This is a genomic window from Pseudomonas sp. TUM25319 (assembly GCF_056388475.1).
Genome location: NZ_CM150751.1, coordinates 5,234,794 through 5,258,827 on the forward strand (window position 1 = coordinate 5,234,794; position 24,034 = coordinate 5,258,827).

Here is a 24,034-nt window from a genome sequence, read left to right on the forward strand (position 1 = left end):
CGGTGGATCCAAAGCTAGTTAAATTTGCTTACATTTTCGGAACGATCGTCTCATGCCTGCCCAACTCAAGCGTCGCCTGCTGTTTTTTGTTTTCCTGGTTCTGCTGGTGTCTCTCGCCTTCCTCGCCCACTGGTATTTCAAAGGCCGCTTCTACGAAAGCACCGACAATGCCTATGTCCAGGGTGAAATAACCCGGGTATCCAGCCAGTTGGGCGCCCGCATCGACAACGTGCTGGTGCAGGACAACCAGCACGTCAACAAGGGTGATCTGCTGGTACGCCTGGAAGCCGATGACTTCCGCTTCGCCGTCGAGCGCGCCCGCGCCACCCTCGCCACCCGAGAGGCCGAGCGTCTGCAGGCTGACAGCCGGCTGACCCAGCAGTCCAGCCTGATCGCCGCCGGCCAGGCCCAGGTCTCCGCCAGCCAGGCGACTCTCGGTCGCACCCAGCTGGACCTGAACCGCGCTCAGGCCCTGCGCAAACCCGGCTTCGTATCCGAGGAGCGGGTCACCACCCTGTCTGCGGAAAGCAATGTCGCCCGCTCCCAGGTGAGCAAGGCCCAGGCCGATCTGCAGGGCCAACGCCAGCAGGTCAGCGCCTTGGAAGCCGAGCTCAAGCGTCTTGACGCGCAGATCGCCACGGCCCGCACCGACCTCGCCCAGGCCGAACTGAACCTGACCCGCAGCGAAATCCATGCCCCGATCAGCGGCATGATCGGCCAGCGCTCCGCCCGCGACGGCCAGTTCGTGCAGGCCGGCGCCTACCTGCTGTCCATCGTTCCCGACCAGGACATCTGGGTTCAGGCCAACTTCAAGGAAACCCAGATCGGCAAGATGCAGCCCGGCCAGCGTGCCGAACTGGTGTTCGACAGCTACCCCGATACGCCGATCGAAGGCCGGGTGGACAGCCTGTTCGCTGCCTCCGGTGCGCAGTTCAGCCTGCTGCCACCGGACAATGCCACCGGCAACTTCACCAAGGTCGTGCAGCGCATTCCGGTGAAACTGACCTTCCCTGCCGATAACCCGTTGCAAGGCCGGATCCGCCCCGGCATGTCGGTCACCGCCACCGTCGATCTGCGCAGCGATGGCCGGTGATCAACTGATCCGTCCCGTCGGCGAACCCAGCCGACGCGACTGGATCGCGGTCATGAGCGTGATGCTCGGCGCCTTCATGGCGGTACTGGACATCCAGATCACCAACTCGTCACTCAAGGACATCCAGGGTGCGCTGTCGGCCACCCTGGAAGAAGGCTCGTGGATTTCCACCTCGTACCTGGTGGCCGAAATCATCATGATCCCCCTCACCGCCTGGCTGGTGCAGTTGCTCTCGGCCCGACGCCTGGCGGTCTGGGTGTCGCTGGGGTTCCTGGTGTCGTCATTGCTCTGCTCCATGGCCTGGAACCTAGAGAGCATGATCGTGTTTCGCGCCATGCAGGGTTTCACCGGCGGTGCGCTGATTCCGCTGGCGTTCACCCTGACCCTGATCAAACTGCCGGAACACCATCGCGCCAAAGGCATGGCGATGTTCGCCATGACGGCGACTTTCGCGCCCTCCATCGGTCCGACCCTGGGCGGCTGGCTCACGGAGAACTGGGGCTGGGAGTACATCTTCTACATCAACATTCCTCCGGGGCTATTGATGATTGCCGGCCTGATGTACGGGCTGGAGAAGAAGGAAGCGCACTGGGAACTGCTGAAAAGCACCGATTACGCCGGCATCGTCACGCTGGGCGTCGGACTTGGCTGCCTGCAGGTGTTTCTCGAGGAGGGGCATCGCAAGGACTGGCTGGAGTCGAGTCTGATCGTCGGTCTCGGCAGTGTCGCGCTGGTTAGCCTGATCACGTTCGTCATCATCCAGTTTTCCAGGCCCAATCCCTTGATCAATTTGCGGATCCTGCAGAACCGCAACTTCGGCCTGTCGAGCATCGCCAGTCTGGGGATGGGCGTGGGGCTGTACGGATCGATCTACCTGTTGCCCCTGTATCTCGCGCAGATCCAGAACTACAACGCCCTGGAGATCGGCGAAGTCATCATGTGGATGGGCATTCCGCAGCTGTTCCTGATTCCGCTGGTCCCGCAGTTGATGAAGGTGATCCCGCCCAAACTGCTCTGCGCCGTGGGCTTTGGTCTGTTCGGCCTCGCCAGTTTCAGTTCCGGGGTACTCAATCCGGACTTTGCGGGGAGCCAGTTCAACCATATCCAGATCATCCGTGCCCTCGGCCAGCCGATGATCATGGTGACCATCTCGCTGATCGCCACCGCGTATATCCAGCCGCAGGATGCGGGTTCCGCGTCGAGCCTGTTCAACATCCTGCGCAACCTCGGCGGCGCCATCGGCATCGCCCTGCTGGCGACGCTGCTGGATGCACGGACCAAGGTGTATTTCGACTATCTGCGCGAAGCCGTGGTGCCGACCAACCCGCAGGTGGCGGAGCGCCTGGCGTTGCTGGCGGAGAAGCTGGGCAGTGATGCTGCGGCGCTGGGCAAGCTGAGCGAGATCACCCACCAGCAGGCGATGATCATGGCCTACAACGACGCTTTCCATTTCGTCGGGATCGGCCTGGCGATCAGTATGGTGGCGGTGCTATTGACCAAGAAATTGCCGCAGGGGTTGAAGGCCGGGGAGGCTCACTGAATCGGATGCCTGCCTGGGACGCACCTCGTGGGAGCGAGCTTGTCAGGGCGCCGAACCGTCGTAAACCCTGAGGTTCTATGGCCGCTGCGCGCCCACTATTCCAGCACAATCGCGGACTCTGGTTTTACGACGGCTGCGCCGCCGATCGCGGCTAAAGCCACTCCCACAAAAATGTGCAAACGATCTGCCCCGAAGGGTCAGGTAGTAATCAACCGCTCCCGCAGCTTGGCGATTTCGTCGCGGGTCTGCGCCGCCGCTTCGAACTCCAGATCCCGCGCAAGCTGGTACATCTTCTCCTCCAGCGCCTTGATCCGCTTGGTGATCTCCCCTGGGGAGCGCAGTTCGGCCTCGTAACGGGCACTCTCCTCCGCCGCCTTGGCCATGCCCTTGCGTTTCTTGCTGCGCGAGCCGGGCACGTTGGCGCCTTCGAGGATGTCGGTGATGTCCTTGACCACACCCTTGGGCACGATGCCATGGGCGGTGTTGAAGGCAATCTGCTTTTCACGGCGCCGTTCGGTTTCGTCGATCGCCCGTTGCATCGACCCGGTGATGTTGTCGGCATAGAGAATCGCCCGACCATTGAGGTTACGCGCCGCCCGGCCGATGGTCTGGATCAGCGAGCGCTCGGAGCGCAGGAAGCCCTCTTTGTCGGCATCGAGAATCGCTACCAGCGACACCTCGGGCATGTCCAGGCCCTCGCGCAGCAGGTTGATCCCCACCAGCACGTCGAACGTGCCCAGGCGCAGGTCGCGGATGATTTCGACCCGTTCAACCGTGTCGATGTCCGAGTGCAGGTAGCGTACACGGACATCGTGATCGGCCAGGTAATCGGTGAGGTCTTCGGCCATGCGCTTGGTCAGAGTGGTGACCAGCACGCGCTCTTCGGCGGCCACGCGCTTGCGGATTTCCGACAGCAGGTCATCGACCTGGGTCAGGGCCGGACGGATTTCCACCTGTGGATCGACCAGACCGGTCGGCCGCACCACCTGCTCCACCACGCGCCCGGCGTGCTCGGCCTCGTAGGGACCGGGCGTGGCGGAAACGAAGATGGTCTGCGGGCTGACGCTTTCCCATTCGTCGAAGCGCATGGGCCGGTTGTCCAACGCCGAGGGCAGACGGAAACCGTACTCCACCAGGGTTTCCTTGCGCGAGCGGTCGCCCTTGTACATGGCGCCGACCTGGGGAACGCTGACGTGGGATTCGTCGATCACCAGCAAGGCATCCGGCGGCAGGTAATCGTAGAGGGTCGGCGGCGGTGCGCCGGCAGGACGCCCGGACAGATAGCGAGAGTAGTTTTCGATGCCGTTGCAGTAACCGAGCTCGAGGATCATTTCCAGGTCGAAGCGGGTGCGCTGCTCCAGGCGCTGGGCCTCCACCAGTTTGTTGGCCTTGGTCAGGTAGACCAGCCGATCGTCGAGCTCCTCCTTGATGCCATCGACCGCTTCCAGCAGGGTTTCCCGCGGCGTGACGTAGTGGCTCTTGGGGTAGAAGGTGAAGCGCGGCAGCTTGCGGATCACCTCGCCGGTCAGCGGATCGAAGGCAGCGAGACTCTCCACCTCGTCGTCGAACAGTTCGATGCGAATGGCTTCAAGGTCGGACTCGGCGGGGAAGACATCGATCACGTCGCCACGGACCCGGAAGGTGGCACGGGCAAAGTCCATTTCGTTGCGGGTGTACTGCAGGTCGGCCAGACGCCGCAGCAGGGCGCGCTGATCGAGTTTGTCGCCGCGATCCACATGCAGGACCATCTTCAGGTAGGTTTCCGGGCTACCCAGGCCGTAGATGCACGACACCGTGGTGACGATGATCGCATCGCGGCGCTCCAGCAGAGCCTTGGTCGCTGACAGGCGCATCTGCTCGATATGATCGTTGATCGAGGCATCCTTCTCGATGAAGGTGTCGGAGGACGGCACGTAGGCTTCCGGCTGGTAGTAGTCGTAGTAGGAAACGAAATACTCCACCGCGTTGTTCGGGAAGAACGCCTTGAACTCGCCGTAGAGCTGTGCGGCGAGGGTCTTGTTCGGCGCCAGCACCAGGGTCGGTCGCTGTACCTGCGCAATCACGTTGGCGATGCTGAAGGTCTTGCCCGAGCCGGTCACACCCAGCAGGGTCTGGTGCGCCAATCCTGCCTCGATGCCTTCGACCATCTGGCGGATGGCTTCCGGCTGATCACCGGCCGGCTGGAAACGGGTGACGAGCTGAAACTCGGACATGACAAACCCCTGACTGAGTGCGGATACAGTAACTGTATTTTTAGACAGTATTTATACCCAATTAAGGCTGCCTGGCGCCAGTTTCAAGCTGCCGCTGAGGACATTTCCTACTGTTGACTGAAGGATTCGACTAACGGTCGAAAAATATTCCGGCAAACAGCAGGAAAAGCTGCGGCAGACTGTCGCCGTCTCCAGTCGGTATCACTATACTGACTCCCCGTTTGTGCACCGCTCTAGTGCATTGGGCTGGAGCGTGCAAACCCTACTCACCCTCCATTCAGAGCCAAGGTAATAATGAGCCTGTTTTCCGCTGTCGAGCTGGCACCACGCGATCCCATTCTGGGCCTCAACGAAGCATTCAACGCCGATACCCGTACCAACAAGGTCAACCTGGGCGTAGGCGTCTACTGCAACGAAGAAGGGCGCATTCCGCTGCTGCGTGCGGTCATCGAAGCCGAAACCCAACGTGCCGCCCAGCACGCTTCCCGCGGCTACCTGCCGATCGACGGCATCGCTGCCTACGACCAGGCCGTGCAGAAACTGCTGTTCGGTGCCGAATCCCCGCTGCTGGCCGAAGGCCGCGTGGTCACCGTCCAGGCCGTCGGCGGTACCGGCGCCCTCAAGATCGGTGCCGACTTCCTCAAGCAGATCTCGCCGAACGCCGTCGTCGCCATCAGCGATCCGAGCTGGGAAAACCACCGCGCACTGTTCGAAACCGCCGGCTTCCCGGTGCAGAACTACCGCTACTACGACGCGCCAAGCAACGACGTCAACCGCGCCGGCATGCTGGAAGACCTGAACGAGCTGCCATCGGGCTCGATCATCGTCCTGCACGCCTGCTGCCATAACCCGACCGGCGTCGACCTGAGCCTGGCGGACTGGAAAAACGTCCTGGAAGTCATCAAGGCCAAGGGCCACGTCCCATTCCTGGACATGGCTTACCAGGGCTTTGGCGACGGCATCGCCGAAGACGCCTTCGCGGTACGCCTGTTCGCCGAGTCGGGCCTGGAGTTCTTCGTGTCCAGCTCGTTCTCCAAATCGTTCTCGCTGTACGGCGAGCGTGTCGGCGCACTGTCGATCGTCACCAGCGCCAAGGAAGAAAGCGCTCGCGTGCTGTCCCAGGTCAAGCGCGTGATCCGCACCACCTACTCCAACCCGCCGACCCACGGCGCCAGCATCGTCGCTGCCGTTCTGAACAGCGCCGAACTGCGTCAGATGTGGGAAACCGAGCTGGGCGAGATGCGTGGTCGCATCCACGGCATGCGCAAGCAGATGGTCGACCTGCTGGCCGAATATGGCGCCAACCGCGACTTCAGCTTCGTCGGTCGTCAGCGCGGCATGTTCTCCTACTCCGGCCTGAGCGTGGAACAGGTTGCACGCCTGAAGAACGAATACGGCATCTACGCCCTGGACACCGGTCGTATCTGCGTCGCTACGCTGAACCAGAGCAATATCCATGTCGTGACCAAAGCGATCGTCGACGTGCTGTGATGACTTTTTGCCAAGGGGAGGCTTGACTTCCCCTTAGCAATCAGTAAGATACGCCACAGATTCCGCGATAGCTCAGTCGGTAGAGCAAATGACTGTTAATCATTGGGTCCCTGGTTCGAGTCCAGGTCGCGGAGCCAAATACTGAAAACCTCCAGATGCGCAAGCACTGGAGGTTTTTTCATTGCAGCCAGAAAAGCCATGAAAGGCCCGCCGAAGCGGGCAATGCAGAAGCTCAGCCCTGCCCGATAGGGTAGAACTCGCCCGAACTCCAGACACCCAGCCAGGATTCGCCGTCGATCTCCCGGGTGACCGCCAGCTCCACCAACTCATAGAACACGTTGCGATGGATCAACGCTTCGAGATTGGCGCGCATGTGCACGTAGGGCGAAGGCTCCTGGCTTACGGGGTCGATCACGAAGCGCAACGGATGCTCCGGCCCCGCCTCCACGCGATCCTCGACGTTGCTGGTGAACCCTAGCACCTGTTGCTCGCCGTCGCCCTGCACGTCCAGCGCAACCGCCACGAACGGCGCGTCATCTACCTTGATGCCGACCTTCTCCACCGGCGTCACCAGGAAGTAGTCGTCGCCATCACGACGAATGATGGTCGAGAACAGCCGCACCATGGGCTTGCGACCAATCGGCGTGCCCAGGTAGAACCAGGTGCCGTCCCGGGCGATACGCATGTCGATATCGCCACAGAAGTCAGGATTCCACAGATGAACAGGTGGAAGCCCTTTTTCCGCCTTGGGAATCTGCGCCAGAAGATCGTTGGCCTTGCCGGTATCCGCCATGCTCGGCACTCCTCAGTTACTCAACCCCAGAAGAGCACGAGCGTAGTCCTCCAGCGGAGGGCCGAGCAAATCTTCCGGCTTGTTGTCATGGAATGTCAGCAAACCGCCGCGACTGCGGATGCGGGCGGTGTCGATCAGATAGCGCGTGCTGGTTTCGATCAACATCATCTGGACCGTGCCGGTATCAATGCCGAGGCGGTCCACTGCCTGCTGGTCATACCATTCGTCACCATTGCCGATACGATCATCCGCACGCGCGAAGCGGGTGTACAGCAGGTAGTGAGCGCCCACCGCCCTCGCCTGGCCCAGCGCCTCCTCCAGGCCGATCGGCCCTTGCGCGCGCCGCACCAGCGGGAAGTACTCGACAAAACCCTTGAACGCTTCTTCCGCGACGACGTTAGGTCGTGGATAAGCACCACCCGGAGGAACGAAAGCCCCCTGGGCGATGAAAATGAACGAGTCAGGTTGCAGCCGCAGCGACATGGAGCGCTGGGTATTGCTGTGATCGAGCAAGCCCGCGTCACTCATGTGATAACGGGTGGCCTCCCCCATGTCGCTGACATTCATGCAGCCACCCAGCGCCATCAGCGCCAGCAGCAGAACCAGGCTACGCATCTTTCCTCCAGGAGCCGGCGACGGAAAACCGGCGAACGCCCGGCTGATGCATGTTTTACGCCAGCTAGCCGCCGATGATCTTCATCACGGTGGCACCGCCGGAAAAGGCCACGCTTTGCTTGTCGCCCAGCGCCTTTACCAGCAAGCCCTGCAGGGCAGGCAATGCCTGGTGGCGCGGGCGGTCGAGCAGGTCGCCAATGAAGTGGCGATTGCTCGATGACAGGCAGCCATGCAGCCAGCCGGTGGACGACAGGCGCAAGCGCGAACAGGTTCGGCAGAATGGCACGCTCTCGTTGGCGATCACACCGAACACGCCGCGACCGGGAATCCGGTAACGCAGCGCGGTGGCATCGATCGGAGCTTCGGCCTGGGCGTACTCGTGACGCTCACCAATCAGCTGCAGCAGCTGCTCCAGGCCCACGAACTGCTGCAGGAACACATTGTTGTCCCTGGCCAGGTGCCCCATGCGCATCAGCTCGATGAAACGCAGCTCATAGCCACGCTCGAGGCAGTAATCCAGCAAGGGCACGACCTGATCGAGGTTCTGGCCACGCAAAGGCACCATGTTGACCTTGATCTTCATGCCAGCCGCCGCGGCCTGTTCCATGCCATCCAGAACAGTCGCCAGGTCACCGCCGCGGGCAATGCTGCGGAACGCCTGCGGATCGAGGGTATCGAGGGAGACATTGAGACGACGAATGCCGGTTTCCACCAGCAGCGGCAACTTGCGGGCCAGGAGCTGGCCATTGGTGGTGAGACTGATGTCGTCCAGGCCAAAGCCGGCGACAGTCCTGAGGAAGGTTTCCAGCTTGGGACTGACCAGCGGCTCGCCACCAGTGACCCGCAGCCGCTCGATGCCGGCAGTCTCGATCAACCAGGCGACACCGCGAGCCAGGGCCTCGGCGGAAAGTTCGTCCTGAGCAGCGACCAGCCGTTTACCGTCCGGCACGCAATAGGTGCAAGCATAGTTGCAGGCGGCGGTAAGGCTGACACGCAAATTGCGAAAACGCCTGCCTTGACGGTCGACGATCATGGAGAACTCCGGCATAGATGAATCGGGCCTGCGAAACCTGACTCAAAAATCAGGTTTTTGCAAGCCTCGCACCCAAAGTATATTCCTGCCTTGTCGCCGTCAGTAGCGCTCGTGTCGGTAGCAGGTATCAGCTGGCGGAAGGCTCCGGATCGCGCTTGCGCTTGTTGCCCATGCGCACGCCGATATCCATGAGGAACTGGAAAAAGCCTTCCTGGTCTTCGAGGACATTGCTCCAGAACGGCGAGTGATACAACGCCACCGCACCATGCACCAATGCCCAGGCCGCGCAGTAGTGGAAGTACGGCGGCACGTCTTCCAGCTTGCCTTCGCTGATACGCCCCTTGATCAGCAGCGTGAGGCGGTCGAAGTTGGAGGCACGGATCTTGTGCAGCTCCTCGACCATGTCCGGCACCTGATGCCCCTTCACCACCTTCTCTTCCAGGCGGTCGAACAGCCGGTAGCGCTGCGGATCACGCATGCGGAATTCGAAATAGGCGCGCGACAGGGCTTCCTTGTCACGGTCGACATCGGCGGAATGCAGTAACTGGTTCAAGTCGCGCTCGTAATCGAGCATCAGGCGCAGGTAGATCTCCGCCTTGGACTTGAAGTGCTTGTAGATCGTGCCTTTGCCGATACCCACTGCATCAGCGATCATCTCGACGGTGACGCTGTCTTCACCCTGTTCGAGAAACAGCTTGAGTGCGGTATCGAGAATTTCTTGCTCACGGCGACGAAACTCACGGACCTTACGAGGTTCTTTCTGCATAAGAAGGACTGGATCAAAATCGAAGCCAAGTATTATGCCTAACTTGCGGCAAAATGCACGGATCATCCAATCATGTCGGCGCTTCATGAGACATCCGGGCCGGCGCTCGGGCCGCCTGCTTGCCGCAGACATCGCTCCTGCCAGCAGACCGGTCGTCAAGGCAGCGCAGGTGCATTTTCCCCGCCCTTCCCCGCTGAACGGCGCATAATCGACGAAAAGCGCCCCATTGTCAGGAAAATAGCAGAGCGATGAGTGCTCAGCAGGCGAAGGCGTATTCCAAATCTGTTTAAAAAACGAGCAACAGCGGCTGGAAGCCTATCAATCTTGATTAATACTTGAATTGTTGGCGCGGCACATCCCCCCAAGTGTCGGGCCGATAAAGGTGATCAAGGAGTGTTCGCCTTTGTTTTACTCCTAATGGTCTTAACCCGGATTCCCCCCCCAGAACCCGGGTTTTTTTTGCCTGCGCGAAGGGGCCTCAGCCCTGGCGGACGCGAGCCAGGGGGAACAGTCGACGGAAGTTCGCCGTGGTCTGCTCGGCCAACTGCTCGTAGCGCTCACCGCGAACCAGGGCGATGAACTCGGCCACGTCGCGAACGTACTCCGGCAGGTTTGGCTTGCCGCGATGGGGAATCGGCGCGAGGTAGGGAGAATCGGTCTCCACCAGCAGGCGATCGGCCGGAACCTGCCGGGCGACGTCCCGCAAGGCATCGGCATTGCGGAAGGTCACGATGCCGGAAAGGGAGATGTAATAACCCAGGTCCAGGGCCGCCCGCGCCATCTCCCAGTCTTCGGTGAAGCAATGCAGCACCCCCGCCTGAGGCAAGGCAGCTTCGCGCAGCAATTGCAGCGTGTCCTGACGCGCCGCACGGGTATGGATGACCACCGGCTTGCCTGTCGCCCGCGCCGCATCCAGATGCAGGCGAAACGACGCTTGCTGCAATTCGGCCGCCTCGGGCTCGTAGTGGTAATCCAGCCCGGTCTCGCCAATCGCCACGACGTTGGGGTGGTTCAGTTCCGCCAGCAGCCAGTCCAGCGCCGGAGTCTCGCCGGGCGCCAGGTCCAGTGGGTGGATGCCCACGGAACAATCGACATCAGCGTACCGCTCGGCCAGCGCTTTCACTTGAGCGGCGTTGTCGGCACTCACTCCGATGCACAGAAAGTGTCCGACCCCACGGGCCCGGGCAGCGTCCAGCGCGGCATCGAGGGAGCCGCCATGGGCGGCGAGGTCAAGGCGATCGAGGTGGCAATGGGAGTCTACGAGCATGGCTAAATGGCAACACTGAAAAGGAATTGAACACGCGGACCGCTCAACGCTGGCCCGGCAACATGGCCCAGGAAGCCAGCAAGGCTTCGAGCAGCAATACACGATTGAGATTGGCCTTGGACAGGACTTTCTGCCGCTGGGCCAGAATCCAGTCCTGGATCTCGAGCACCTTGCCCTGCGGACTTTTCTGGGCGAGGTACTGCACCACTTTGCGCATATCCGCCAGGCCGAGGCCGTCTTCGTCCTGGGTCAATTGATAACGCAGGATCAGGTTCGACCAGTCGCAGAACCAGTCGAACAGATGCAACAGGGAAATGGCATTCCAGGATTCGGCCAGTTGGGTGGGGGACTGTTGCTGCTTGAGCAACTTCTTCACCCCATCCACCACCTGCGCCCGATGCTCGCGAACACCCAGCGCCTGCAGGCTTGCCGCCATCAAGGGTGAGCCGGCGGCCAGGCTGAGCAACTCGGCTCGCTCCTGCTCCTCGCACTCCGGCAGCGCCGAAGCCAGCCAGGCCAGACTCTGGGCTGCGGCGGGCTGTGGACAGGCTACCTGCTGGCAACGGCTTTTGATGGTCGGCAGCAACCGGCTCGGCTGATGACTCACCAGCAACAGCACCGTGTCGCCAGAAGGCTCTTCAAGGCTCTTGAGCAGAGCGTTGGCCGCGTTGACGTTCATCGCCTCGACCGGTTCGATCAAGACCACCTTGCGCCCGCCCAGTTGAGCCGTCTGGGTGACGAACCCCACGAGGTCGCGCACCTGATCGACCTTGATGGGCTTCTCGGGCTCTTCCGGCTCCAGCACATAGTTATCCGGGTGACTGCCCGCGGCCAGCAGCATGCACGACTTGCACTGCCCGCACGCCTGCAGCGAATCCGGGCGCTGGCACAACAGCAATGCCATCAGCCGCTCGGCCATGGCGCGCTTGCCGATACCTTGCGGACCGTGCAGCAGATAGGCATGGGCATGACGACTGCGCCCGGCCAACTGCTGCCAGGTCGTCGCCTGCCAAGGGTAGGCCTCAGCCACGGCCGCGCTCCACGATCTGCGCCACCAAGCCATCCAGAGAGTGCTGCACCTGCGCCAGCGGCTGGGCTGCGTCGATCAGTCGATAGCGCTGCGGATCCGCCTTTGCGCGACCGAGGTACGCCTGGCGCACAGCCTCGAAGAAGCCGAGGCCTTCCTGCTCGAAACGGTCCAAGCGTCCGCGCGCGGCGGCGCGGGACAACCCAACTTCCACCGGCAAATCGAACAGCAAGGTCATGTCCGGCTGCAAGCCGCCCTGAACGAACTGCTCCAGGGTGGCGATGCGCTCGACGCAAAGGCCGCGCCCGCCGCCCTGATAGGCGTACGTCGCATCAGTGAAACGATCGCACAGCACCACCTCGCCACGCGCCAGCGCCGGGCGAATCACCTCGGCCAGGTGCTGGGCCCGGGCGGCGAACACCAGCAGCAGTTCGGTATCGGCATCCATTTTTTCATCGCTGGGCGCCAACAGCAGCTCGCGAATGCGTTCAGCCAGCGGGGTGCCACCAGGCTCTCGGGTCAGCAGCACATTCAACCCCTGATCGCGCAGATGCCTGGCCAGATAGTCACGGTTGGTACTCTTGCCCGCGCCTTCCGGACCTTCCAGGGTGATAAACAAACCGCTCACAAGCTGTCCTCGATAGTAGTCATTGCGAAGTGGATTCGCCGGCAGACGGCGTCTCGGTCGGCACTGCCGGGGCCTCCGCCGGCACGCTGGTAGCAGGCTGGGCCGGCAGCTCCGGCGTCGCGGGCGCTTCCTGGGTTGCCGGCTGCCCGTTGCCATTGGCTGGAGCGGGGGCCGGGCTCGAACGATAGTCCGCACGGCGCTTGAGCTGATATTCGCGAACCGCAGAATTATGGGCATCCAGGTCGTCGGAGAAGACGTGACTGCCATCACCCCGGGCAACGAAATACAAGCTGCTGCCCGGCACCGGATTCAACGCCGCGTGAATGGCCTCGCGCCCGACCATAGCGATTGGCGTCGGCGGAAGGCCGGAAATGACATAGGTGTTGTAGGGGGTAGGCTCACGCAGGTCGGCGCGGGTGATCTTGCCGTTGTAGCGCTCCCCCATGCCGTAGATGACGGTAGGATCGGTCTGCAATTGCATGCCGATCCGCATGCGCCGCACGAAAACACCGGCGATCTGTCCCCGCTCCTGCGGCACACCGGTCTCTTTTTCAACCAGCGAGGCCATGATCAGCGCCTGGTAAGGATCCCGGTACGGCAGATCGGCAGGACGCTCGGCCCACTCCTTGGCCAGGACCTCTTCAAGACGGGCATAGGCCTGTTGCAGCAGCTCGACATCGGTCATGCCACGCACGAACTTGTAGGTGTCAGGGAAGAAACGCCCCTCGGGAAAGACGCTCGGATGCCCCAGGCGGTCCATCACTTCGCTATCGCTCAGGCCGTCGAGGGTCTGCTTGATCTTGTCGTGCCGGGCCAGTGCCGAGCGCACCTGACGGAAGGTCCAGCCTTCGACGAGCGTCAGGTTGTACTGCACGACATCGCCACGCCGCCAGTCTTCGAACAGGTCCCTCACCGTCATGCCAGGGGTCATGCGGTACTCGCCGGTATGCAAGGGCACGCCGGCCATATTGAAACGCCAGTAGAGACGCAGCCAGAACGCGTCCTTGACCAGGCCCTGGCTTTCCATGCGATAGAACACCCGGTTGGGCGTGGTACCCGTGGGTACGTCCAGCAATTCCTCTCCAGACAAATGCAGCGACTGCTCCACCGACGAACTCACTTTCCAGGCGGAATAGCCAAGCACAAGGCCCGCCAGGATCAGACCGATCTCCAGCAACAGCAGCAATTTACGTCTCACGAATCAGGCATCCAGTAGCGTACGGGCAATGGCCTGCAGTTTACGGGTGAGTGGTCCCGGCGGCCAGTTCAGCGACTCAAATGAACACACGGGCCAGACGCCGTAGACACTGTTGCACAGGAATACTTCGTCGGCCTGCGCGACGTCTTCCAGAAACAGATCACCAATTTTGAGCGCAATTCCCTCGCTTCGCGCGGCCTCCAGCAGCGCGGCACGCATGACACCCGCCACACCGCAGCGGGAAAGATCCGCAGTCTGCAACTCGCCGTTACGGACCAGGAACAGATTGCTGTAGACCCCTTCGATCACTCGCCCGGACACATCCAGCATCAAACCTTCTGCGTACTCCGTCCCCTGCCATTCGGCGCGGGCCAGGACCTGCTCCAGTCGATTGAGGTGCTTGAGCCCGGCCAGCAACGGTTGCTCGGCCAAGCGAGTACGACAGGCAAACAGACGCACGCCCTGCTCGCCATAGGCATCAGGATAAGCGGGAGCGGGATTGCCCTGGAGGATCCGGCGTGGCGCGACCCCCGCCGCAGCGGCGTAACCTCGCTGGCTGTCGCCGCGGGTCAGGATCAGTTTCAGCACACCATCGCCGAGCAAAGCGGCATAGCGGCAGATTTCTTCGCGGATCAGTGCGTGATCAGCCTCGATCGCCAGCCGCTGGCAACCCAGCGTCAGGCGATCGAGGTGATAGTCGAGCAGGGACGGTTGCCCTGCCTTGACGGCGATGGTCTCGAACAGCCCATCGCCATAGGCCAGGCCGCGGTTTTGCAGCGCCAGGGAGTCGGCGCCTTGACCATCGACCCAGGCCTGCATCAGCCCGCGAACCGGCGGAATACCAGCGAGCCGTTGGTGCCACCGAAGCCGAACGAGTTGGACAGCACGACGTCGATGGGCATGTTGCGCGCCTCGTGAGCGACGAAGTCCAGGTCGCAGCCGACATCGGGCTCATCGAGGTTGATGGTCGGCGGCGCTACCTGGCTGTTGATGGCCAGGACGCTGAAGATCGCCTCGACGGCACCCGCCGCACCCAACAGGTGCCCGGTCATCGACTTGGTCGAGCTGACTGCCAGCTTGTAGGCGTGTTCGCCGAATACCGACTTGATCGCCGCGACCTCAGCCAGGTCACCCGCCGGCGTGGAGGTGCCGTGAGCATTGATGTAGTTGACCTGCGCAGGATCGATGGCAGCGTCGCGTAGCGCATTGGCCATGCAACGGGCTGCACCGGCACCGTCCTCGGGTGGCGAGGTCATGTGGAAGGCGTCGCCGCTCATGCCGAAACCGACCAGCTCGGCATAGATGGTCGCGCCACGGGCCTTGGCATGCTCGAGCTCTTCAAGTACCAGGGCGCCGGCACCGTCAGACAGCACGAAACCATCACGCCCCTTGTCCCATGGACGGCTGGCACGGGTAGGCTCGTCGTTGCGGGTCGACAACGCGCGGGACGCACCAAAGCCACCCATGCCCAGCCCGCAGGCTGCCATTTCGGCGCCACCGGCAATCATCACGTCGGCTTCACCGAAAGCGATGTTGCGCGCGGCCATGCCGATGCAGTGAGTGCCCGTGGTACAGGCCGTGGCGATCGCATAGTTAGGTCCCTGCACACCCAGGTGGATGGACAGGAATCCGGAAATCATGTTGATGATCGAGCCAGGTACGAAGAACGGCGAAATGCGCCGTGGCCCCTGGTCATGCAGGGTACGGCTGGTTTCCTCGATGTTGGTCAGGCCACCGATGCCCGAACCCATCGCCACGCCAATGCGCTCACGGTTGGCATCGGTCACTTCCAGACCCGCATTGCGGACTGCCTGGAAACCGGCCGCCAGACCGTACTGAATGAACAAATCGAGCTTGCGAGCTTCCTTGAGCGACAGATACTGCTCGACCTCGAAGCCCTTTACCGAGCCGCCAAAACGGGTGGAGTAGGCAGACAGATCCGTATGCTCGATCAGACCGATGCCACTGCGGCCAGCCAGAATGCCCTGCCAACTGCTTGGTACATCGGTACCCAGTGGCGACAGCATACCCATACCGGTGACCACGACGCGTCTACGCGACACAGCACTCTCCTTATTCTAGGTGTCCACATCTCTTGCAAAGAAAAAACCGCACGCCAGTAACGGCAGTGCGGTTTTTCCCTGACAAGAAGTAACGACTACAAAGTCTTACGCCTGGTGGGCGTTGACGTAGTCGATAGCAGCTTGAACAGTAGTGATCTTCTCGGCTTCTTCGTCAGGAATCTCGGTTTCGAATTCCTCTTCCAGAGCCATCACCAGCTCAACGGTGTCAAGGGAATCGGCACCCAGGTCGTCAACGAAGGAAGATTCGTTCTTCACTTCTTCTTCCTTGACACCCAGTTGCTCGGCAACGATTTTCTTGACGCGTTCTTCGATGGTGCTCATACCTTGTTTTCACTCCTAATGGACATATGTCAGGCAGCTGGCCGGTGTGTAAGTTTATAGAAAGACGCCTGCTTTTCAAGCTCAACGCGCCTTCCGAACCTGGCACCCACCGGCTGCCTAGAATTTGATTGCAGCTTTATAACGGATTTTAGTCAGACTCGTATGACATTTTTTTAAAACAATCCGTCACATTTGACTACATGTACATCCCGCCGTTGACTGGAATGGTTGCACCAGTCACGTATGCCGCACCGTCGGACGCCAGGAATGCAACCACTTTCGCGATTTCATCGGCCTGACCCAGACGGCCCAGCGGAATTTCCTTCTGCAGCGATTCGCGCTGCGCCTCGGGCAACTCGCGGGTCATATCGGTATCGATAAAACCTGGAGTCACGGCGTTCACGGTGATCGAGCGAGAGCCCACTTCACGCGCCAGCGCACGGCTGAAACCTTCCAGACCTGCCTTGGCCGCAGCGTAGTTGGCCTGGCCGGCGTTACCCATGGCCCCCACCACCGAGCCGATGCTGATGATACGACCCCAACGCGCCTTGGTCATGCCGCGCAGAACACCCTTGGACAAACGGTAGAGGCTGTTCAGGTTGGTATCGATGACATCGAACCACTCGTCATCTTTCATGCGCATCATCAGGTTGTCACGGGTGATACCGGCGTTGTTCACCAGAATCGCCGGCGCACCGAACTGCTCCTGGATGCTCGCCAGGACCGCCGTCACCGACTCATCGCTGGTCACGTTCAGTTCCAGGCCGGTGCCGGCAATGCCGTGCTCCTTGAGGGTGGCAGCAATACGCTCGGCACCCGCCGCGGAAGTGGCGGTGCCGATCACGGTAGCGCCCAGGCGCCCCAGCTCCAGTGCGATGGCCTGACCAATGCCACGGCTCGCACCGGTGACCAGTGCAACTTTACCTTGCAGACTCATGCAAGCTCTCCTAATTCAGGCCAGCGCCGCGCGGGCGGCGGCGAAGGCATCCGGGGTATTGAGGTTGTAGGTGGTCACACCGTCGGCGCAACGCTTGTTCAAGCCAGCCAGGACTTTGCCTGGTCCGCACTCGACCAGTTGCACAGCACCTTTTGCAGCCAGCGTCTGCACGCATTCGACCCAGCGAACCGGCTTGTACAGCTGCTCCAGCAGATCGCGCTTGAGGGTTTCGAGGTCGGCCGGCACCGCGGCACTGACATTTTGCACCACCGGAATTTCCGGCGCGTTCCAGTCGATGGCATTGACCGAGTCAGCGAAGCGTTCGGCAGCCGGGCGCATCAGCTCGCAGTGGGACGGCACGCTGACCGGCAGCGGCAATGCGCGCTTGGCCCCGCGGGCCTTGCAACCTTCGATGGCGCGGTCGACTGCGGCCTTGGCGCCGGCGATGACCACCTGGCCAGGCGAGTTGAAGTTCACCGCACTGACCACTTCGCCCTGAGCCGCTTCAGCGCAGATGGCAACGACGTCAGCATCGTCCAGCCCGAGGATCGCCGCCATGGCGCCCTGCCCGGCCGGCACGGCTTCCTGCATCAGTTGCCCGCGACGCTCCACCAGCCTGACCGCGTCACCCAGGGCAAGGCTGCCGGCCGCGACCAGCGCGCTGTATTCACCCAGGCTGTGGCCAGCGACGTAAGCCGGACGCGCACCACCTTCACTCAGCCACAGGCGCCACAGCGCGATGGACGCCGTCAGAATGGCAGGCTGGGTTTTGTCGGTTTGATTGAGTTGCTCTTCCGGACCGTTCTGGACCAGCGCCCAGAGATCGTAGCCCAGAGCCTCGGAGGCCTCACGGAAGGTGTCGATGACCAGCGGGTGCTGGGCGCCCAGCTCGGCAAGCATGCCAAGCGACTGCGAACCTTGACCGGGAAAGACGAATGCGAGGGATGCAGACATTGAACAAGCCCCTAGTGATCTTGTCGTCAAAATGTGAGTGTCCAGCCACGGCTGGACACAAGAAATTCGAAAGATTGGATGGTAACGAGAACCAAGCGGTCACATTTAACCACTTCCTGGCGAATATGCCTAAAGCAACAGATCCTCGAGTCGCCCGTGAAGGCGCTCGGGCAGGTTCTCCTGGATTTCGATCAAGGCCCGCTGGATAGCGCTCTGGAAACCCTGCACCCCGGCAGAACCATGGCTCTTGATCACGATACCTTGCAACCCGAGAAAACTCGCCCCGTTATGCCGTGCCGGAGCCAGATCGGCCTGGAGCCGCTTGAGCAACGGCATGGCCATGGCGCCCACCAGGCGGGACGCAACCCCACTGCGAAACAGCGCCTCGATACGGGCGGCGATCATGGTTGCCAGGCCTTCGCTGGACTTGAGCAGGATATTGCCGACGAACCCATCGCACACCACCACATCGGCCTCGCCGCGATACAGGCCATCGCCCTCGACAAAGCCGATGTAGTTGAGCCCTCGGGCCTGCTGCAAAAGGCTGGCAGCCAGCTTGACCTGCTGATTGCCCTTGATGTCCTCGGTACCGACGTTGAGCAAGGCCACTCGAGGGCGGGAAATACCCAGCGCCTGCGCCGCCACCGACCCCATGACAGCAAACTGATAGAGGTGCTCGGCACTGCAATCGACGTTGGCACCGAGATCCAGCAACTGGCAGTAGCCTGCCTGGGTCGGGATGGCGGCGACCATGGCCGGTCGATCGATGCCCGGCAATGTCTTCAGCACATAACGGGAAAGCGCCATCAGCGCCCCTGTATTGCCCGCACTGACGCAGGCCTGCACCTTGCCATCACGCAGCAGTTCGAGCGCCACGCGCATCGACGAATCAGGCTTGCCACGCAGGGCTTGCGAGGGCCTTTCGTCCATGCCGATCACTTCGCTCGCCGCAACGATTTGCAGGCGCGCGCGATCCGCAGCCGACTGGCCAGCGATCAGGTCTTCAAGAAGGGAGGGTTGACCGACGAGGGTCAGGTGCAGCGAGGGGGTAGCGGAAAGGCAAGCAAGACTCGCCTGAACAATGCTGCGGGGACCGAAGTCCCCGCCCATTGCATCAATCGCAATGATCTGAGCGGACAAGGATTACTCGTCAGCGCCCTTGTCGATCACTTTGCGACCACGGTATACGCCTTCTGGCGAAACGTGGTGGCGCAGGTGAACTTCACCGGTGGTTTTTTCTACGGACAGAGCGCTGGCCTCGAGAGCGTCGTGCGAACGGCGCATGTCACGGGCAGAGCGGGATTTTTTGTTCTGCTGAACAGCCATAATTGATTAACTCCTAAACGTTTGGGTCACGCTTTAACTGCGCCAATACACTGAACGGGTTGGACCGCTTTACCTCGTCCTCGCTCGGTTCGGGCTCATCGGCGCCCGCCGGCTGCTGGCATTCTTCCGGATGATGAGCAGGCACAATGGGCAAGGCGAGCAAAAGCTCCTCCTCGATCAATGCCTGCAGATCCAAAGGATCCTCGCCCAGTTCCAGCACGTCATAACCTTTCGGCAACGACTGGGTATTCGCACCCTCCTTCACCACGGCGTAAGTGCATTCGCTGTGGATCGGCAGGGTGACCAGCTCAAGACAACGCTGGCAAACCATCTTGACCTCGACGTTCAGATCGGTGTGGAAAACCACAGCGTTCTGCTCGTCTCGCTCAAAATCGAATTTGGCCTGCACCGTACCGACATTGTCGGAAAGCGGGTCGCAGAGTCTCTCCAAATCGGCGAGCGCTACGCTTCCTTCGATGGAAACGCCACGGTCTGCCAATTTGCGCGGGTCAACGTGAGGTGGAATCGGGTCATTCAACATAGGCGCAGCATTCTAGGGATGCCCCCCGCCCCTGTCAAAGGAAATTCCGCCCCGTTCAGCATGTTAGGTTCTGCATGAAAAGCCTTGATACGTGGCCATGTCGCGTTGAAAACCGCCCCGGAATGCTCATTGACTCCAGTAAACTCCGCTTCCCCGGCCGTTTTCGCCTTGCCCTGCCGGCTTCTCAAGCCTTTTCATACAGAATCCAGATTCAGCCGACTTGCACCGGAGTACCTCATGCTGCCCTTGATACTGGCTTCCAGCTCCCCTTACCGCCGCGAACTGCTGGCACGCCTTCACTTGCCTTTCGAATGGGCATCGCCGGACATCGATGAACACCGCAACGACGACGAGACGGCGACCGCGCTGGTCAAGCGTCTGGCACGGGAGAAAGCCCACGCCCTGGCCGGGCGCTACCCTGCACACCTGATCATCGGCTCCGACCAGGTGGCGGTACTCGGCGAGCAGATCCTCGGCAAGCCGCACACCTTCGACAAAGCCTGCGAACAACTGCTTGCCGCCAGCGGCAACCACGTCACCTTCCTGACCGGCGTCGCCCTGCTGAATACCCAGACCGGCCAGTGCCAGGTGGATTGCGTCCCCTTCAGCGTGCATATGCGCGAACTGACCCTGCCGCGCATCGAGCGCTACCTGCGTACAGAGCAACCCTATGACTGCGCCGGCAGCTTCAAATGCGAAGGACTGGGTGTCAGCCTTTTCCAGAGCACCCACGGCAGCGATGCCACCAGCCTGATCGGACTGCCCCTCATCCGGCTGGTGGACATGTTGACAACCGAAGGCGTCGACATTCCCTGAGCCCATGAAAAAGCCGACCCATCAGGATCGGCTTTTCGTACAACCGGCACCTCAACGCAAGGTCGGCCCCTGGAACCCCATCCACATCGCCAGATACTCCGCCACACTGGCACCGAGGCGCTTGGAGAAACGATCGAATGGCGATTCCTTCACCGTGAAGTCAACCAGATCCTTTTCCCCCACGACTTCCCTGGCCACGTAGCCAGCGCTACCCAGGGCATCGACCAGACCAAGCCCCAGCGCCTGTTCGCCGGACCAGATCAGGCCGCTGAACAGCTCCGGATGCTCCTTGTCCTTCAGGCGCTCGCCACGCCCCTTCTTCACGCTGGCGATGAACTGCTTGTGCGTCGTATCCAGGACACTCTGCCAGAAGGCCGTTTCTTCGGGCTTCTGTGGCTGGAAGGGGTCGAGAAACGCCTTGTGCTCGCCCGAGGTGTAGGTTCGACGCTCGACACCGAGCTTTTCCATGGTCCCGACGAAGCCGTAGCCCGCCGCCGTCACACCGATGGATCCGACCAGGCTCGCCTTGTCCGCATAGATCTGGTCCGCCGCACTGGCAATGTAGTAGGCCCCGGAAGCCCCCAGATCGGTAATCACTGCGTACAGCTTGATGTCCGGGTATTCGCCACGCAGGCGGCGGATCTCGTCATACACATAGCCGGACTGCACGGGACTGCCGCCCGGGCTGTTGATACGCATCACCACGGCCTTGGTCTTGGGGTCCTTGAACGCCGCACGCAAGCTGCCAATGATGTTGTCGGCACTGGCCTCTTCCTGATCGGCGATCACGCCGCGCACCTCGACCAGCGCGGTGTGCCCAGCTCCACCCACCGCCCCTTTCTCCATGTCCATCAGGGGCGAGAACAGCACCAGGATGCCGAACAGGTAAAAAAACGTCAGCAGCTTGAAGAAAATCCCCCAACGCCGTGCCCGACGCTGCTCCTGCACACTGGCGAGCAGGGTCTTTTCCAGCAATTTCCAGCTCTTGCCGTCTTGATCCGACTCTTCGCGAGGCGCCTTCCACTCATCAACCATGTTTACCTACCCTGGAATTACTGACGCAGACGCCCGGCCAAGCCAGGACTGCAATTCTGAGAAGTGACCGATGGACAACCGGGGCTCATGAACGCTCAACACCTCCAGCGACATCGCTCCGTAGCCCACCGCAACCGCGTGCATCCCGGCATTGCGCGCCATCAGCAGATCGAATGAAGAGTCCCCCACCATCAACGCCCTGGACGCAGGAACCTGGCAATGCGCCAGGATCTCATGAAGCATGAGCGGATCGGGCTTGCCGCGGGTCTCGTCGGCAGCCCGGGTGATATCGAAGAACTGCTCCCAGCCGTTGGCCTTCAGAACCCGATCCAGCCCGCGACGGGCCTTGCCGGTCGCCACTGCAAGACGGTAGCCCTCGCTGCGGAAGGCGTCCAGCGCCTCGACAACGCCGGGAAACAACGGTGAAGGCTGGTCATCCAGAGCCATGTAGATATCGGCGTAATGCTGACGAAACGCCACCACCTCAGCCTCCACCAGTTCCGGATACAGGGTACTGATGGCCTCGGGCAATGCCAGCCCGATGATGCCCTTGACCGCATCGTCGCTGCACAGGGGATAGCCGGCCCGCTCCGCAGCCGCGTGCATGGCCTGGACAATCCGGCCGATGGAGTCGGCCAGCGTCCCGTCCCAGTCGAAGATCAGCAGATCGTAGTCACGGCGCACTCAGTCGCTCCACAGTCTGGGCCCACATTTCATCCACGGGCGCTTCCAGTTTCAGCTCGCCACCATCGGGCAGCGGCACGGTGAGCGCATAGGCATGCAGGAACAACCGCTTGCCACCCAGCTCGCGAATCTCGCGGGTGAAGTCTTCGTCACCATACTTGCTGTCGCCGGCGATGGAGTGCCCTGCATGCAGGGCGTGCACGCGAATCTGGTGGGTACGCCCGGTGATCGGCCGCGCCTCGACCATGGTCGCGAAATCACCGAAGCGACGCAGGACACGGAAAACCGTCAGGGCCTCCTTGCCTTCGTCATTGACCTCGACCATCCGCTCTCCGGAACGCAGGTTGCTCTTGAGCAAGGGGGCATTGACCTGCTTCTTGCCCGTCGCCCAGTGCCCGCGGACCAACGCCATGTAGCGCTTGTCGACACCGTCACCGCGCAGCGCGGTATGCAGGTGACGCAACATGCTGCGCTTCTTGGCGATCATCAGCAGACCCGAGGTATCGCGGTCGAGGCGATGGACCAGTTCCAGCTCCTTGGCGTCCGGGCGCAGTTGCCGGAACGCTTCGATCACACCGAAACTCAGGCCGCTGCCACCATGCACCGCGATACCGGTCGGCTTGTTGAGGACGATCAGCGCCTTGTCCTCGTACACGATGGCCGCCTCGAGTCGCTGCAGCAGGCCCTGCGCAACAGGCGCCGGTTCGTCGCGCTCAGGCAGGCGAACAGGCGGAACACGAACGATGTCACCCGCCTGAATCTTGTATTCAGGCTTGATCCGTCCTTTGTTCACCCGCACTTCGCCTTTACGCAAAATGCGATAAATCAACGTCTTGGGAACGCCCTTGAGGACATTGATGAGGAAATTGTCGATGCGCTGGCCGGCAAGTTCCGGCGCGACTTCAATCAGTTGGACACCGGAAGTCGGGGGGGTATTGGTCGTCATTGGCGGATCATAACAATTTTTTATGGATTTGAAGCACTTAATGATTGCTGCTATAGTCGCGAACGCCGCCAAAAGCGGCTGGCCAGCGGACCAATGGCTTCGAGCCGGCCCTGACCTACGCAATTCTCGAGGACGCGAGGCCGTCCGACGGGGCTTTTGCCAGTTTACAGAAATGCCTGGAATCGCCACCAGCGCCGAAGAGAGAAGACCGATAAAAAACAACAAGAGCGGTGTTTGACCCTCCCACAACGTTTTTTTTCGATGCCACTCTTTCAGTGCCAGGGCCCTTCACGCAGTCATGGCGAACGTTTCGGAAATACAAGCCTCAGCCATAAAATGCGCGGGCTCCCGAACGGAGCCGGCGATAAATGCAACCCGTTGCGGATTCAGCGCGCGGCAGCACCCGACTTTCAGGGATACGTGTAGGGTGGAGATGCACAACCGTCGCACCGTGTAGCACCGCGTCCTGCCCGAGGGCCCCAGGCCCAGCGAACGGACCGGTCTGATCGAGATGCCCCCGGGCGTCCACGGCCGAAGGCTGATTCCTCCTCCTGACTGAGTGCATGACACCACAGCAAGCAGGAAGCGTCGTCGCGGCTTCGGCAGCACTGGATACCAGTTCTCCGGATACCGCTGGACACGGGATGGCCCGCCACCCCTGACGCACCTGACACCGACCGTGAGAAGTCGTGTGTGCCGAACGCCGTTTCCGGCAGCCCGGAAACC

At 61.5% G+C, this 24,034-nt stretch carries 24 protein-coding genes and 1 tRNA gene; 5 read left to right on the top strand and 20 right to left on the bottom strand.

Annotation, left to right across the window (positions count from 1 at the left end; all coding sequences use genetic code 11):
- Positions 1-52 precede the first annotated feature (52 nt).
- Together AC05QJ_RS23555 and AC05QJ_RS23560 are read left to right on the top strand one after the other, a co-directional pair.
- A complete protein-coding gene (locus AC05QJ_RS23555) occupies positions 53-1,093 on the top strand; it encodes an HlyD family secretion protein (protein WP_476743659.1) in 1,041 nt (346 codons plus the stop codon).
- Positions 1,083-2,633: an MDR family MFS transporter gene (locus AC05QJ_RS23560; RefSeq protein ID WP_476743660.1), complete on the top strand. Its 1,551-nt coding sequence runs from the start codon at positions 1,083-1,085 to the stop codon at positions 2,631-2,633. The genes AC05QJ_RS23555 and AC05QJ_RS23560 overlap by 11 nt, the downstream gene beginning before the upstream one ends.
- Before the next feature lie 197 nt (positions 2,634-2,830).
- Here the strand turns inward: AC05QJ_RS23560 and uvrB are convergent, their stop codons facing one another.
- Positions 2,831-4,846: an excinuclease ABC subunit UvrB gene (gene uvrB, locus AC05QJ_RS23565; RefSeq protein ID WP_476743661.1), complete on the bottom strand. Its 2,016-nt coding sequence runs from the start codon at positions 4,844-4,846 to the stop codon at positions 2,831-2,833.
- 294 nt (positions 4,847-5,140) lie between these two features.
- On the opposite strand from uvrB, the gene AC05QJ_RS23570 reads away from it, so the two are divergent.
- Together AC05QJ_RS23570 and AC05QJ_RS23575 are read left to right on the top strand one after the other, a co-directional pair.
- Positions 5,141-6,337, top strand: coding sequence for an amino acid aminotransferase (locus tag AC05QJ_RS23570; RefSeq protein ID WP_476743662.1), 1,197 nt, complete (start codon positions 5,141-5,143; stop codon positions 6,335-6,337).
- A gap of 61 nt (positions 6,338-6,398) precedes the next feature.
- Positions 6,399-6,474, top strand: a tRNA-Asn gene (locus tag AC05QJ_RS23575).
- 95 nt (positions 6,475-6,569) lie between these two features.
- Here AC05QJ_RS23575 and AC05QJ_RS23580 read toward each other — a convergent pair.
- From AC05QJ_RS23580 to AC05QJ_RS23655, 16 genes are all read right to left on the bottom strand, one after another.
- Positions 6,570-7,130, bottom strand: coding sequence for a DUF1285 domain-containing protein (locus AC05QJ_RS23580; protein WP_476743663.1), 561 nt, complete (start codon positions 7,128-7,130; stop codon positions 6,570-6,572).
- Between the two features lie 12 nt (positions 7,131-7,142).
- Positions 7,143-7,745, bottom strand: coding sequence for a DUF4823 domain-containing protein (locus tag AC05QJ_RS23585; protein WP_476743664.1), 603 nt, complete (start codon positions 7,743-7,745; stop codon positions 7,143-7,145).
- 64 nt (positions 7,746-7,809) lie between these two features.
- Entirely contained in the window at positions 7,810-8,778 is a 969-nt protein-coding gene (locus tag AC05QJ_RS23590; RefSeq protein ID WP_476743665.1) for a GTP 3',8-cyclase MoaA, read from the bottom strand.
- A gap of 127 nt (positions 8,779-8,905) precedes the next feature.
- The gene (locus AC05QJ_RS23595; RefSeq protein WP_042122274.1) at positions 8,906-9,544 is read right to left on the bottom strand and encodes a TetR/AcrR family transcriptional regulator; all 639 of its coding nucleotides are present in this window, start codon (positions 9,542-9,544) and stop codon (positions 8,906-8,908) included.
- A gap of 478 nt (positions 9,545-10,022) precedes the next feature.
- Entirely contained in the window at positions 10,023-10,811 is a 789-nt protein-coding gene (locus tag AC05QJ_RS23600) for a TatD family hydrolase (RefSeq protein ID WP_476743666.1), read from the bottom strand.
- Positions 10,812-10,854: 43 nt separating this feature from the next.
- Positions 10,855-11,841, bottom strand: a complete 987-nt coding sequence (locus AC05QJ_RS23605) for a DNA polymerase III subunit delta' (RefSeq protein WP_476743667.1) — start codon at positions 11,839-11,841, stop codon at positions 10,855-10,857.
- Positions 11,834-12,466: a dTMP kinase gene (gene tmk, locus AC05QJ_RS23610; RefSeq protein ID WP_476743668.1), complete on the bottom strand. Its 633-nt coding sequence runs from the start codon at positions 12,464-12,466 to the stop codon at positions 11,834-11,836. Before tmk ends, AC05QJ_RS23605 begins: the two co-directional genes overlap by 8 nt.
- A gap of 19 nt (positions 12,467-12,485) precedes the next feature.
- Positions 12,486-13,664 (bottom strand): endolytic transglycosylase MltG, encoded by a 1,179-nt coding sequence (gene mltG / locus AC05QJ_RS23615; RefSeq protein WP_476743669.1) that lies wholly within the window; start codon positions 13,662-13,664, stop codon positions 12,486-12,488.
- Positions 13,665-13,667: 3 nt separating this feature from the next.
- Positions 13,668-14,483, bottom strand: a complete 816-nt coding sequence (gene pabC, locus AC05QJ_RS23620) for an aminodeoxychorismate lyase (RefSeq protein WP_476743670.1) — start codon at positions 14,481-14,483, stop codon at positions 13,668-13,670.
- Positions 14,483-15,727: a beta-ketoacyl-ACP synthase II gene (gene fabF, locus AC05QJ_RS23625; RefSeq protein ID WP_476743671.1), complete on the bottom strand. Its 1,245-nt coding sequence runs from the start codon at positions 15,725-15,727 to the stop codon at positions 14,483-14,485. The genes pabC and fabF overlap by 1 nt, the downstream gene beginning before the upstream one ends.
- 105 nt (positions 15,728-15,832) lie before the next feature.
- Entirely contained in the window at positions 15,833-16,069 is a 237-nt protein-coding gene (acpP, locus tag AC05QJ_RS23630) for an acyl carrier protein (protein WP_085578119.1), read from the bottom strand.
- Between the two features lie 196 nt (positions 16,070-16,265).
- Positions 16,266-17,006 carry a 3-oxoacyl-ACP reductase FabG gene (fabG, locus tag AC05QJ_RS23635; protein ID WP_476743672.1) on the bottom strand — a complete coding sequence of 247 codons (741 nt, stop codon included), beginning with the start codon at positions 17,004-17,006 and terminating at the stop codon, positions 16,266-16,268.
- Between the two features lie 15 nt (positions 17,007-17,021).
- On the bottom strand, positions 17,022-17,960 hold the full coding sequence (gene fabD / locus AC05QJ_RS23640) for an ACP S-malonyltransferase (protein ID WP_476743673.1): 939 nt from the start codon (positions 17,958-17,960) through the stop codon (positions 17,022-17,024).
- Positions 17,961-18,089: 129 nt separating this feature from the next.
- Complete coding sequence (gene plsX, locus AC05QJ_RS23645; RefSeq protein ID WP_476743674.1) at positions 18,090-19,100, bottom strand: phosphate acyltransferase PlsX; 1,011 nt, start codon at positions 19,098-19,100, stop codon at positions 18,090-18,092.
- 3 nt (positions 19,101-19,103) lie between these two features.
- On the bottom strand, positions 19,104-19,286 hold the full coding sequence (rpmF, locus tag AC05QJ_RS23650) for a 50S ribosomal protein L32 (protein ID WP_010447173.1): 183 nt from the start codon (positions 19,284-19,286) through the stop codon (positions 19,104-19,106).
- Between the two features lie 13 nt (positions 19,287-19,299).
- Entirely contained in the window at positions 19,300-19,827 is a 528-nt protein-coding gene (locus tag AC05QJ_RS23655) for a YceD family protein (protein WP_476743675.1), read from the bottom strand.
- Between the two features lie 237 nt (positions 19,828-20,064).
- Between AC05QJ_RS23655 and AC05QJ_RS23660 the strand changes: the two genes are divergently transcribed.
- The gene (locus tag AC05QJ_RS23660; RefSeq protein ID WP_476743676.1) at positions 20,065-20,643 is read left to right on the top strand and encodes a Maf family protein; all 579 of its coding nucleotides are present in this window, start codon (positions 20,065-20,067) and stop codon (positions 20,641-20,643) included.
- Between the two features lie 51 nt (positions 20,644-20,694).
- On the opposite strand, the gene AC05QJ_RS23665 is transcribed toward AC05QJ_RS23660, so the two are convergent.
- The 3 genes from AC05QJ_RS23665 to rluC are packed head-to-tail and all read right to left on the bottom strand — an operon-like array spanning position 20,695 to position 23,308.
- Complete coding sequence (locus AC05QJ_RS23665) at positions 20,695-21,678, bottom strand: S49 family peptidase (protein ID WP_476743677.1); 984 nt, start codon at positions 21,676-21,678, stop codon at positions 20,695-20,697.
- A 6-nt stretch (positions 21,679-21,684) separates the two neighbouring features.
- A complete protein-coding gene (locus tag AC05QJ_RS23670; protein ID WP_476743678.1) occupies positions 21,685-22,362 on the bottom strand; it encodes an HAD-IA family hydrolase in 678 nt (225 codons plus the stop codon).
- Entirely contained in the window at positions 22,352-23,308 is a 957-nt protein-coding gene (gene rluC / locus AC05QJ_RS23675) for a 23S rRNA pseudouridine(955/2504/2580) synthase RluC (protein ID WP_476743679.1), read from the bottom strand. Before rluC ends, AC05QJ_RS23670 begins: the two co-directional genes overlap by 11 nt.
- Positions 23,309-24,034 lie beyond the last annotated feature (726 nt).